Source organism: Rhodococcus sp. H-CA8f (assembly GCF_002501585.1).
Lineage (GTDB): Bacteria > Actinomycetota > Actinomycetes > Mycobacteriales > Mycobacteriaceae > Rhodococcus_F > Rhodococcus_F erythropolis.
Genome location: NZ_CP023720.1, coordinates 597,462 through 609,658, shown reverse-complemented (window position 1 = coordinate 609,658; position 12,197 = coordinate 597,462). Strand labels below are relative to the sequence as shown.

Sequence of the window (12,197 nt, the reverse complement as noted above, 5' to 3'; positions counted from 1 at the left end):
ATAAGGCACATCGGCGGCGTCGGATGTGCTCTGACTCGAATCTCCCCTTTTCATCGCCCCTTTACCGACAAGGAACGTCTGTGCGCGCACCACAACTCTTTTCGACATCGATTCGCCCGTCCTCAACTGCCGTTCGCATCGGACTCAGCGCATTCGCCTTGGCGTCACTTGCCGCATGCTCAGGAACAAGCACCGACAGCGAGGCCGAATCAACATCCACCGCGACCACCACTGCAACCTCGACAACTCAACCCACGACGACTCAGGCCCCATTGACCACCTCGGTGGCCGGTCCGACGAATACTCCACTGGCCACCACCCCAGTCACCGCAGAAGTGACGCCCCCTGCAACTCCTGCGATCATGCCCAACGTCGTGTGCATGAATCTTCAAGACGCGCAGGACACCATTCAGTCGGCCGGAGTCTTCTTCTCCAGAAGTGCTGACGCAACTGGCGCGGGTCGACGCCAACTGGTCGATTCCAACTGGATTGTTGTCGATCAGACACCTTCTGCCGGAAGCCCTTTCGGTGAAATCGAAGCCGTGCTCTCAGCCGTCAAGATCGGCGAACCCAACCCCTGCTGATCGAGCGAGATCTCGAACTTCGCAATTCTGGGAACGCCGCGCCCTACTTGACAACTACCTTCAACCTCCTTCACTGTAGTCAACATTACGAGTATCCAATATATTGGATGCGAAAGGTTGGATTGCAACATGAAGGTGCAACGAATACGGCAGAGCGCCAACTCTCCGGCGGGCATGAGCGAACCCGTCATCGGAATACTCGGAGGCATGGGGCCGGCCGCTACGGCGGACTTCTACTCCAAACTCGTTGCCCTGACGCCAGGTTCGACGGATCAAGAGCACCCCAAAGTTGTCATCTGGGCCGATCCCACGGTTCCCGACCGGACATTGGCACTCACCGAGAACGGCCCGGACCCCACCCCCTGGCTGATCCGAGGCGCGCGCGTCCTCCGAGAGTCGGGCGCAACGACGCTCGCCATCCCATGCAATACCGCCCACGCCTTCCTGCCCGCCATCTCATCCCAACTGGGACTTCCCGTCGTCCACATGATCGACGAAGTTGCTCGGCACATCCGGACGCTCTCACCCGCCGTCACATCCGTCGGACTGTTGGCCACCACGGGGACGGTCCGCACCGGGTTGTATCAACAATGGCTGTCGGAATACTCGATTGACGTCCTGGTGCCAGGACCTGCGATCCAGGACGAACTGGTGATGCCGGCGATCCGAGCAATCAAGAGTGGCAACGTCGGAAACGAGACCACCGACAAACTCGTCAGGGCCGCTGATCTTCTCGTCGAATCGGGCGCGCAGGTCGTCGTGGCCGGATGCACCGAGATTCCGCTCGGACTGCCCGCCGACGCCACAACCTGTCAGATCATCGATCCGGCAACAATTCTCGCCCGCGCGCTGCTCCTACGCGTTGCGGATGCCCGGAAACACGCGTCGTTGGCCGACCTGGGCTGACCTGCGACAAGCAACGTGCAGAGTACGATATCCAGTATGTTGCGTGGCGGTAAACCGGTTGAGCGAGCACGAATGAGCGACATCGCTCTCGAACGCATTCGCGAAGCGATCGTCACCGGTGAACTGGCGCCGGGCTCGAAGATCAAGGACAGCGAACTCGCCGAGTATCTGGGATTGAGCAGAACTCCGGTCCGCGAAGCGCTCGCAAGGCTGGTCGACACCGGACTCGTGGAAGCGAAGCCCGGTGCGTACACGCGCATCACCACCCTCGACCGCGGCGACGTCGAGGCAACACTCGCAGTCATCGAAGCTCTCGACCAACTGGCCGTCGTCACCGCTGTACCGAACCTCACCGACGAGATGATCGGGGCGATGCGCTCCGCCAACAAAGACTTCGCCGCTGCCGTCAAGCGAAACGACATAGGCCGAGCGCTGACCGCGGACGATCGCCTACACAGCGTCATCATCGACGCTGCGGCAAATCCGCTGTTGAAGAAGCTGATTCACCAGGTTCACCCACAAATTCACCGCATCTACTACCGCAAGTTCTCGAGCCTTCTCGGCAGCCAGGACTCCGTCGACCATCACAACAAGCTGATCGAGCTGTGCGCAGACCACGATGCCGAGGCGGCAGCAACACTGTCGGCCGAACATCGACGCCATCTCGGCGGGCTGATCGGTGAACTCTTCGACGCCGACGAGTTCGCGCTCTCGGACTGACCGACGCCCGAATACAAGTTTCGGCGCTTGCCTATATTGGCCATTGCCGATATAAATGACTGGTGCATGCGTTCGACGTTCTCGGAGACCCAGTTCGGCGAAGAATCATGGAACTCCTGTCCAGCGGCGAGCGCTCGGCGGGTCAGATCGCCGAAGTCGTGGCAGCGGAGTTCGGAATCTCGCAACCGACCGCGTCCGGGCACCTGCGAGTGCTCCGAGAAAACGGATTCGCCACCGTCCGCAGCGAAGGCACCAGGCGTCTCTATGCCGTCGAGCCCGCGCCATTGCAAGAAGTGGACCAATGGCTCGACGGATTCCGGCAGTTCTGGAGCGGCCCTCTCGACGCATTGGCCACAGAACTCGCACGAGGGAAACGACGCGGCTCCGAGCGGAGCAGATCTTCACAATCGAATTTTTCCGACGAAGGAGACTCACAATGACCGAGATCGCGAACCAGGACACCAGCCTCACGGCGGTAGAGCGGAGCATGGGCAACCGCGACATCGCAGAAGGTGCGGCTCGAACTGCCGTACTCAAGCGCCGCTACAACGCGTCGGTCGACGACGTCTGGGACGCCATCACGACCCCTGACCGCATCAACCGTTTCTTCCTTCCGGTGAGCGGAGACTTCCAGGTGGGCGGCTCGTACGCCTTCGAAGGCCAGGCAAGTGGCGAGATCCTGGCCTGCGACGCCCCACACCTGCTGCGACTGCAGTGGACACCGCCCGGCGATCGCGGATACAGCGATCAGGTCGAGATCCGGCTGACTGCAGACGGCCCCGACGCCACCTGGCTCGAGTTGGAGCACGCCTCCGTCGCCGATGTCTTCCGCAACGACCCGGACACCGGCTGCTACGGCGTCGGAACCGGCTGGGAAGGCCCACTTCACTACCTGGGCGAATACTTGCGCGGCACTCTCCCTGATGCGCCGAGCACCGAGTGGTACACCTTCGACGAAGCAGAGGAGCTTCGTCTGGCCAACTTCCGCGGGTGGGAGTGGGCAAAGATCGAGGCAGAGCACGGCGGCCGATAACGCCCAATTCTTCGAAAACGGTCACAGGATGGCCGTTTGCTTTGTATCGTGACCGAGCTGGACGTATGTCCAGCAGTTTTGGTGGCTTTCTTTCGTGCCACAACTGCTTCGGTCCACGAGAAGAGAGCTCCACATGGCGCCACAACCCGTAGTCGACAACGCGGCCACGACGCGACGCACGCACATCATCCGGACAGTTCTCGCTGTCCTCGTCATCGCACCGCTGTCGATTGCGGCGTTCTACATGTGGGCACTGTGGGATCCGGGCGACACGGTCAACCGCTTGCCCGTCGCCATCGTCAACGCCGATGCCGGCACAGAACTCGACGGAACACGTCTGCAAGCCGGCGATGAAGTTGTTGCCGCGCTCGTCGAGAGCGGAGACGTTGCATGGAAGGTCGTCTCGGAACAGGAAGCCGCCGACGGCGTCAACGACGGCACCTACTACTTCTCGGTCGTCATTCCCAAGACTTTCAGCGCAGACGTGGCCAGTGCCGCATCGGGTTCGGGCCGCAAGGCCGAACTCGACGTCTTGTACAACGATTACAACAGTCTGGTCGCCGGCCCGGTCGGTGAAAGCATCATCGCTCAGGTGCGCTCGGCGGTCTCCGAGTCGATCGGCGAGCAGTCCATCGACCAGGTGCTGGTCGGGTTGGGTGAACTCGGAACAGGATTCGGTGAAGCAGCCGCTGGCGCGCAACAACTCTCCGACGGATCCTCCGAGGCACTCGCCGGAACCAACGAGCTCTACGCCGGAAGCAAGGAACTCGCCACCGGCATGGGTGAAGCGAATCAAGGCGGCAAGGAGCTGGCCGCCGGAGCCGGCGAGCTGGCTGCTGGAGCGAACGAAGCTGCTGCAGGCTCGGGCGAGCTGAGCAGCGGACTCAACCAGTTGGTCGGGGGAACCGACGAACTCGGCGCAGGCGCCCGTCAGATCAGCGAAGTGGTCGACATGGTCACCACCCCGGTACTCGACCTCGCGGGGTCCTCGGACGCCGTCGTCGGTCAGATCGACGCCCTCACGTCGATGCTTCGAAACTCGGCTGATCCGGTCTCCGCCGGACTCGTCGAAGCCCTGGGTGGACTGCGGGCTTCCCTGACTGCACAACCGTCGGACGACGACGTGATCGGTCAGCTCGGTCAGCTTCGCGACGGTGCGCGGGAGATCTCGCGCCAACTCACTGATCCGAGCAGCGACTACCGTGGCGGGCTTCTTGCCGCGGCGGCCGGTGCAGGTGAACTCAACACCGGCCTGGGCCAACTGTCCGACGGCGCAGGCCAACTCGCTACCGGCGCACAGGAACTCTCCACCGGCCTCGGGCAGTTGGACACCGGAAGTATTGCGCTCCGTGACGGTCTCGGGCAGCTATCGGCCGGCGTCGGCGAGCTCGACGCGGGCAGCGCAGAACTCGCCACCGGTTTGTCCGACGGCGCCGCCCAGGTGCCGCAGTTCTCGGACGACGAACGCGCCACCACAGCCAATCTGCTCTCGTCCCCGGTTGCCGTCGACGCGCGGAACAACTATCCCGCAGCCGGTTTCGGACCGGGAGCCGTCCCTGCCGTAATCTCGGTGGCACTGTTCCTGTGCGGAATTCTCACGTGGTTCGTCGTCCGTCCACGACGCGGACGTTCACTGAACTCGCACACCAGCGTGGTGCGTGAGGGGCTGCGCCGCTACCGCATTCCCGCCCTGGTCACCTTGGTCGCGGCGCTCGTGTTGTCGGTGGTGTCACTGACCGTGGCAAACGTCGAACCACCTAGTGTTCTGGCGATGATCGCAGTGATGATCCTGGTGGGTGCCGCCGCGGTCAGCTCGGGCAGGCTCTTCACCGTTGTGTTCGGAGCGGTCAACGGAACCTTCATCGCTTTGGGTGCCTTGATGATTCAGATCTTCGCCTTCGGCGCGGTATACCCCATCGAACAGATGCCGACGGTTCTGCAGTGGCTGCACGCTCTGATGCCACTCACGTGGGCGCGCAACGCCATGCGCATGGTCCTTGTCGGATACTACGGCCCGAAATTCTGGGTGGCGGTAATCGCTCTGGCTGCCTTGGTGATCGGAGCCGTCTTGTTCACCATCTGGTGGCGCCGCCGACAAGAACCGCCGACCGACGCCGATGACGACGCGCCGATCACCGAGGAGATCGTGTACCTCCAACCAACGCAAATGTAACTCGGCGCAAACCTGAGTCAGCGCAAACGTGAGTCGGATCAGCGAACGAGCGTCGTACGCATCAACATGACGTTGTAGTCGGCCCACGTGGTGGCAAGGAAGTACAGATCCGAACCACTGGACCACGGGTGGATGTATGCAGCGTAGATACCGGGAACCTCGACCAGATTGACCAATGTTTCCGGTGCCGTCCACGGACCGACCGGACTGGGAGCGGTTCGCATCACGATCGAACTGAACGCGTCGGCGTACATCGCCACGAACTTGCCGAGGAACTCGTTGTACTGAACGGAGATCTCCCCGATGCGGCCGCCCATGACGGGTACGGCCGCAGCGGGATCAGCTCGGATCCAGCCGTTTCCGTTCCAGTACTCGTAGGCGGAAAGATCGAGGATCGCCCCCTCGAGCACGCGAGAAAGTCGAACCTCGCCGGATCGTCCCGCGGGGGTTCCGTAGTTGTAGACGAACCCGCCGTCCTTCACCATCGAGCTCATCTGAAAGTTCTCGCTACCGGCGACGGGGGCGACACCCGCGGGAAGAACCCCACCGATGTTGGGGCGCAGCGTCTCCGGACGCATGGTCCACGTCTCGCCGTTGTCCGAGGAGGTGGCAATCTGTGAGTAGTTTGTACTCCACTGCCCGGCCTCGCCCCAGTTGCGCACCGACATGTAGCTCAGATACTGCACACCGTTCACTGCTATGCCGCTCGTGGGGATACTGGAAGCCTCGACGCCCGGAATCTTCAGACCGGAGATGATCTCACGCGCCTGACCGGTACCGTCCTTCGGCGCGCTGTCGATGCGCATCCCGTCGGCGAGTACCCGATCCGAGCTGCGGAAGAGCACATTACTTCGCCACTCGCCCACCAAACCGTCGCAGGTGGGGTTACGACTGAGCCCGGTGGTATCGCCGAAAGCGGTCAGAATCTGCCCCGCACCGTTGTCCCACATGATGCCCAGGTCGGTTCCCAGGACATTGAAGCGATCAACCGTCTTGTTGGGACTGTATGTGCCGGTGATCTTTTCGATCGCGGTAGTACGACCGGACAGACCTGGCAACCCTCCGGTGTTGCCGTTGAGCCACGGCGCCGCATTGGCCGGACCTCCACTACTACCGACGCCACTGACTCCGACGCATCCCGGCGCAGCCATCGCCGGCGAAGCCACCGCCGTGACGGCAGCAGCTGCCAGAGCAGCAACTACCCCGAACACCCCCAACGATCTCCCCGCGCGAAACATGACTCCCCCATGGCCGGGATTGTTGGTGTTGTCGTCGTCGTTCCCCCCGAACCTCGGACAATCTAGCAACTGCAGTCACAGATAACCCAATCAGACAAAGACGCGAAAAGGCCTGAAAGTCATAGTAGTTCAGACTTTCAGGCCTTTTCGGACAGAGAAGATCAGTCAGTAGGTCAGCGCGCTCCGCTCGCACCGCCGTCGAGTGGAATCACCGCGCCGGTCAGATAAGCCCCGGCACGTGAAGCCAGGAAAATGGCAAGACCTGCAGCATCCTGGGGAGTTCCGACCCTGCCCAACGGGACCGAGTCCGCCACAGCCTTTGCACTTTGCTCGTCCTCGAGGAGGAATGCCATCATCTTCGACGGGAACGGGCCCGGCGCAATGGCATTGACCGTGATCTGTTCCCCCGCAAGCGTTGCCGCGAGCTTGCGCGTCAACATGTGCACCGCAGCCTTACTGGCTCCGTACGAGAAGTTCTCCGAACCCGACACCACGAGTCCGTCGATCGATCCGATATTGATCACGCGCGCGGGATCTTCCGCAGTGGCCGCAGAACGCAGCTGCGGCAACAGCTTCTGCGTCAAGAGGAAGATTGCCTTGACATTGATGTCGAAAATCTTGTCGAAGCCGGCAGCCGGAAAATCGTCGACGGGAGCTCCCCACGTGGCACCGGCGTTGTTGACCAGTACGTCGAGCGTCGGCGAAATCTCGGCGACCTTCGCAGCGAGGCTCTCGATCCCCTCGTCCGTGGACAGATCGGCCGGATGCGAGATGCAGGTGCCGAACTCCGAAAGCTCTCGCGCGGCTTCGTCACAGGCTTCGGCTTTTCGGGCCGAAATGACGACCGTCGCTCCGCCTTCGACAAATCCGCGAGCGATCATGTATCCGATGCCGCGTGATCCACCGGTGACCACAACGGTCTTGCCACTGACGTCGAACAGTCCCTCGATCAAGCTCATGCGACCTCGAAAAGCCCGGCAGCACCCATGCCGCCGCCGATGCACATGGTCACCACCACGAGCTTGGCTCCGCGCCGTTTTCCTTCCAGAAGAGCATGGCCGACCAGACGAGCACCCGTCATTCCGTACGGATGGCCGACGGAGATACCGCCGCCGTCGACGTTGTACTTCTCGGGATCGATCCCGAGCTTGTCGCGGCAGTACAGGGCCTGAGAGGCGAAGGCCTCGTTGAGTTCCCAGAGATCGATGTCGTCGACCTTCAGTCCGTGAAGATCCAGCAGACGCGGAATCGCGAACACCGGTCCGATGCCCATCTCGTCGGGAGCACAACCCGCGACAGCCATCCCACGGTAGATACCGAGAGGAGCCAACCCGCGGCGTTCCGCCTCGCCTGCCTCCATCAGCACCGAAGCGGAGGCACCGTCCGAGAGCTGAGACGAGTTGCCCGCAGTGATGGAGGAATGCGCACTGACAGTCCCGTCGGCCAGAACCGGTCGCAGACTCGACAACCCTTCCAACGTGGTGGAAGCGCGGTTGCCTTCGTCCAGGGTCAGCGTCACGGACTCGCTGCGGATCTCACCCGTCTCCTTGTCCTGCACCTGCTTGATCGAGGGCAGCGGGACGATCTCGAGATCGAACCGACCTGCGTTCTGAGCTGCTGCGGTCCGCTGCTGCGAGACGAGCGCGAACTCGTCCTGCTGCTCGCGGGTCACTCCGTAGCGTTCGGCGACGATCTCGGCCGTGTGCAGCATCGGCATGTAGATCGACGGCTTGTTTTCCTTCAGCCACGGATCAGCCGCGCGGAAGTTGTTCATGTGATCGTTCTGGACCAACGAGATCGATTCGACTCCGCCGCCGACCGCGATCTGCATTCCGTCGTCCACGATCTGCTTGGCTGCGGTCGCGATGGCCATGAGCCCGGACGAGCACTGACGATCGACCGTCATTCCGGAAACCGAGTCCGGAAGCCCGGCCCGCAGCACCGCTTGCCGTGCGACGTTGCCGCCGGAAGATCCCTGCTGCAGCGCGGCGCCGAGGACGACGTCCTCGACCTCGCCGCCCTCGAGGCCCGCGCGCTGAACTGCATTCGAAATGGCATGTGCAGCAAGCTCTTGAGCCTGAGTGTTGTTGAACGCGCCGCGGTACGCCTTACCGATCGGGGTACGGGCGGTGGAAACGATGACAGCTTGCCTCATCGGGGAAACCTTTCGTCGAACACGAAGTGCTGTGCGCCTTTATTAACCGCCGGGGGTTAATAAAGGCGCACAGCAAAGAATCAGGGCTGGAACACGACGCGACCGACAGTGGTGCCGTCGCCGAGGCGACCGATACCGTCGGCAACCTCCGTCAACGACAGCCGCTCACTGATCAGTGGTTTGACCAAGCCGGCATCGGCGAGCCTGGTGAGCTCGACGTGGCAGTCGTCGATGGCCTGCTGGTTGTAGGCCTTGTACAGCCCCCAGTGCAGTCCGATGATCGAATAGTTCTTGATGAGAGCGTGATTGAGTGCCGGCTGCGGGATCGTGCCACCGGCGAAGCCGATGATGACGATCCGTCCCTCGAAGGCGATGCACTTGGTGGACTTCGCGTAGGCGTCGCCGCCGACCGGATCGAAGACCACGTCGGCGCCCTTGCCGCCGGTGAACTCCTTGACCGCTGCCACGAAGTCCTCACTGTGACGGTCTACGACGAGGTCGGCGCCGAGCTTGCGCGCGTACTCGGCCTTGTCCAGGCCGCCGACGACACCGATGACCTTGGCGCCCGCCGCCTTGCCGAGTTGCACTGCCGCACTACCGACACCACCCGCAGCAGCGTGGACCAACAACGTCTCACCCTCGAGCAGTTGGGTGCGGCGATGCAGAGCGAACCACGCTGTCTGATAGCCGATGCTCAGAGCGGATGCTTCCGCGTCGTCGAGAGCCGACGGCGCCGGGAACGTGTTGTTCTGATCCAGTACCGAGTACTCGGCGAATCCGCCGGACGGCAGACTCGGATTACCGATCACCCGATCCCCCACTGCGAACTTGGTCACCGATTCACCGACCGAGACCACTTCACCACACAGTTCGACACCGGGTGTGAAGGGCAGCGGCGGCTTGATCTGGTACTCACCCCGGCACATGAGGACGTCGGGGAAGTTGGCCGGAGCCGCCAGCACCTTGACCAACATCTCCGTCGCATTCGGGGTGGGATCCGCGGTCTCCTCCAACGCGAGCACATCGCGGGGTTGACCGAGTTCGTTGACGCGCCAAGCCTTCACAGTGTTTTCTCCAGACAGATAGTGGGTGAGTTTCAGGACGAGATCGGGAGGTCGACCAACTCGGCGAGGCGTGCCCGATGCTGATACGCGGTTCCCAGCGACAGCTGATCGCTCTTCGCCCGTTTGAGGTACAGGTGCGCCGGATACTCCCACGTCATTCCGATACCACCATGGAGTTGGACGCATTCCTCCGCAGCATGAACCGCGACGCCGCTGCAGAATGCCTGGGCCACCGTCGCTGCGATCGCCGCATCGGCGTCGCCGCGCGCGTAGGTGTCCGCCGCATATCGTGCTGCCGCTCCCGAAGAGCTGACTTCGAGCCAGAGATCGGCGAGGCGGTGCTTGATCGCCTGGTACGAACCGATCGCCCGGCCGAACTGCTTGCGCTCCTTCACATACGCGAGAGTCGTTTCGAGGCACCACTGAGCTACAGCGAACTGTTCGGACGCCAGAAGTGCGCTTCCGCAGAGCAACGCTTCCTCGACCGCTTGCGCCGCATTGCCGCTGTCGACCCGCACCGACGACGACCCCGAGAACTCGACGTCCGCCAATCGGCGCGTCATGTCCAGGGACAGAACCGGCGTGACGGTAGCGTCGGCGATCCGAACGGTGTGCAGCTCCAGGCCGCTCTCACCGGCAACCGGAACAACAAGAACATCGGACTCGGCGACGCCGGCAACCGTCGTGACGCTGCCGACGAGTCCACTCGCCGTTACCTTGACAGTAGGTGTGAAAGTTCCTGGTGCAGTGGACAACGGGACGACCAGAGCAGCCGTCGAATCCCCCGCTGCCAGTTGACCGAGCACCTCGGTCTCGCCGGCCTTCAGCAACGCCGTCGTCGCCAGCACCGCGCTGGTGAAGAACGGAACGGGAGCGACCGCACGTCCGATCTCCTCCATCACGACCGCCGCCTCACGCGTCGACGCACCTGCCCCGCCCAGTTCCTCGGGTACCAGCAGTCCCGCCAAACCGAGTTCCGACGCCAGCGACTTCCACAGCCCGGTGAAGTCGGCGGACACGTCGTCGTACGCCGTGACCACGGTGTCGGCGCCGGCCCGCTCGCTCAGCAGTCGTCTGACGCTGGCTCGCAGATCTTGTTCGGTCTCGGAGTACAGCAGATCGGCGCTCATCGGGGTAAGTCCTTCCAGGCGATGTCCTTGTCGACGCGATGCTCGGGCGGCAACCCGAGTACACGTTCTGCGATGACGTTGCGCAGGATCTCCGACGTTCCGCCCTCGATCGAATTGCCCTTGGCTCGCAGGTACCGGTATCCGGGTTCACGCCCGGTGAAGTCGACGGAATCCGGTCGACGCAGCGTCCAGTCGTCATAGCGCAGACCAGCTTCGCCGTGCAGCTCGAGGTCGAAACCCGAAATCTGCTGAGCCAAACCGGCAAACGCGAGCTTCATTCCCGAGCCCTCGGGGCCAGGCTGGCCGGCGGCGAGCTGCTGGCGCAGTCGCTCACCGGTCAGACGCGCAACTTCGGATTCGGTCCAGAGCCGCATCAACTCGTCGTGCATCGCCGGATTACGCAGCTCGGGCTCGTCACGCCAGGCCTGAGCGACCTTTCCGATCATGCCTCCCTCACGCGGTGCGCCCGAACCGATGGCAACACGCTCGTTGTTCAGGGTGGTGGTCGCAACCTTCCACCCCTGGCCTTCGGCTCCGAGGCGATTGGCGTCCGGAATCCTGACGTCCGTGAGGAATACCTCGTTGAATTCGGCCTCGCCGGTGATCTGACGCAGCGGCCGGACATCGACGCCCGGGTCGGTCATGTCGCAGATGAAGTAGCTCAGACCCGCATGCTTGGAACGTGACGGATCGGTCCTGGCCACGAGAATCGCCAGCTGCGCATTCTGCGCGCCCGACGTCCATACCTTCTGCCCGTTGACTATCCAGTCGTCGCCGTCGCGGACGGCGCGGGTAGCGACGGCCGCGAGGTCCGACCCTGCGCCCGGTTCACTGAACAGCTGGCAGTAGACCGTCTCCGCAGTCCACAACGGGCGCAGGAACTTCTGCTTCTGCTCCTCGGTACCGAAGGCGGCGATGGTCGGTGCCGCCATGCCGAGTCCGATGCCGTTCTTGCCGGTGGCCGGGCCGGGTGCGCCGGCGGCCTCCAGCTGAGCGTTCACCTGACGCTGAAAGCTCTGCGGTACACCGAGTCCCCCATGACCTTCGGGGAAATGAACCCACGCCAGTCCGGCGTCGAATCGTGCGCCGAGGAAATCCGACACCGACACACTGTTCGGATCGTTCTCCGCGAGAAGCGTGTTCACCTTTTCGGTGAGATCACGCGATACTGCCTCTTCGTCGAAAGCCATGCCC

At 62.8% G+C, this 12,197-nt stretch carries 12 protein-coding genes; 6 read left to right on the top strand and 6 right to left on the bottom strand.

The window, feature by feature from the left end; all coding sequences use genetic code 11:
• The first annotated feature begins 80 nt into the window (after positions 1-80).
• The 6 genes from CPI83_RS02840 to CPI83_RS02815 all read left to right on the top strand — a co-directional run bounded on the left by CPI83_RS02840 (position 81) and on the right by CPI83_RS02815 (position 5,416).
• Positions 81-584, top strand: a complete 504-nt coding sequence (locus tag CPI83_RS02840; protein WP_019745687.1) for a PASTA domain-containing protein — start codon at positions 81-83, stop codon at positions 582-584.
• A 129-nt stretch (positions 585-713) separates the two neighbouring features.
• Positions 714-1,490 carry an amino acid racemase gene (locus CPI83_RS02835; RefSeq protein ID WP_232816847.1) on the top strand — a complete coding sequence of 259 codons (777 nt, stop codon included), beginning with the start codon at positions 714-716 and terminating at the stop codon, positions 1,488-1,490.
• Between the two features lie 36 nt (positions 1,491-1,526).
• Positions 1,527-2,210, top strand: coding sequence for a GntR family transcriptional regulator (locus CPI83_RS02830; RefSeq protein ID WP_019745689.1), 684 nt, complete (start codon positions 1,527-1,529; stop codon positions 2,208-2,210).
• Between the two features lie 62 nt (positions 2,211-2,272).
• The gene (locus tag CPI83_RS02825) at positions 2,273-2,650 is read left to right on the top strand and encodes a metalloregulator ArsR/SmtB family transcription factor (protein ID WP_020909423.1); all 378 of its coding nucleotides are present in this window, start codon (positions 2,273-2,275) and stop codon (positions 2,648-2,650) included.
• The gene (locus CPI83_RS02820; RefSeq protein WP_020909424.1) at positions 2,647-3,243 is read left to right on the top strand and encodes an SRPBCC domain-containing protein; all 597 of its coding nucleotides are present in this window, start codon (positions 2,647-2,649) and stop codon (positions 3,241-3,243) included. The genes CPI83_RS02825 and CPI83_RS02820 overlap by 4 nt, the downstream gene beginning before the upstream one ends.
• A gap of 133 nt (positions 3,244-3,376) precedes the next feature.
• Entirely contained in the window at positions 3,377-5,416 is a 2,040-nt protein-coding gene (locus CPI83_RS02815; RefSeq protein ID WP_020971076.1) for a YhgE/Pip domain-containing protein, read from the top strand.
• A gap of 38 nt (positions 5,417-5,454) precedes the next feature.
• Here the strand turns inward: CPI83_RS02815 and CPI83_RS02810 are convergent, their stop codons facing one another.
• The 6 genes from CPI83_RS02810 to CPI83_RS02785 all read right to left on the bottom strand — a co-directional run bounded on the left by CPI83_RS02810 (position 5,455) and on the right by CPI83_RS02785 (position 12,193).
• Positions 5,455-6,654 (bottom strand): DUF4185 domain-containing protein, encoded by a 1,200-nt coding sequence (locus tag CPI83_RS02810; protein ID WP_097386742.1) that lies wholly within the window; start codon positions 6,652-6,654, stop codon positions 5,455-5,457.
• 173 nt (positions 6,655-6,827) lie between these two features.
• Positions 6,828-7,613, bottom strand: a complete 786-nt coding sequence (locus tag CPI83_RS02805; protein WP_020909426.1) for a RhlG family 3-oxoacyl-ACP reductase — start codon at positions 7,611-7,613, stop codon at positions 6,828-6,830.
• Entirely contained in the window at positions 7,610-8,809 is a 1,200-nt protein-coding gene (locus CPI83_RS02800) for an acetyl-CoA C-acyltransferase (protein WP_097386741.1), read from the bottom strand. Before CPI83_RS02800 ends, CPI83_RS02805 begins: the two co-directional genes overlap by 4 nt.
• A gap of 80 nt (positions 8,810-8,889) precedes the next feature.
• Complete coding sequence (locus tag CPI83_RS02795) at positions 8,890-9,873, bottom strand: NADPH:quinone oxidoreductase family protein (protein ID WP_097386740.1); 984 nt, start codon at positions 9,871-9,873, stop codon at positions 8,890-8,892.
• Positions 9,874-9,905: 32 nt separating this feature from the next.
• Positions 9,906-11,003 carry an acyl-CoA dehydrogenase family protein gene (locus tag CPI83_RS02790; protein WP_021345810.1) on the bottom strand — a complete coding sequence of 366 codons (1,098 nt, stop codon included), beginning with the start codon at positions 11,001-11,003 and terminating at the stop codon, positions 9,906-9,908.
• On the bottom strand, positions 11,000-12,193 hold the full coding sequence (locus CPI83_RS02785; RefSeq protein WP_003943047.1) for an acyl-CoA dehydrogenase family protein: 1,194 nt from the start codon (positions 12,191-12,193) through the stop codon (positions 11,000-11,002). Before CPI83_RS02785 ends, CPI83_RS02790 begins: the two co-directional genes overlap by 4 nt.
• Positions 12,194-12,197 lie beyond the last annotated feature (4 nt).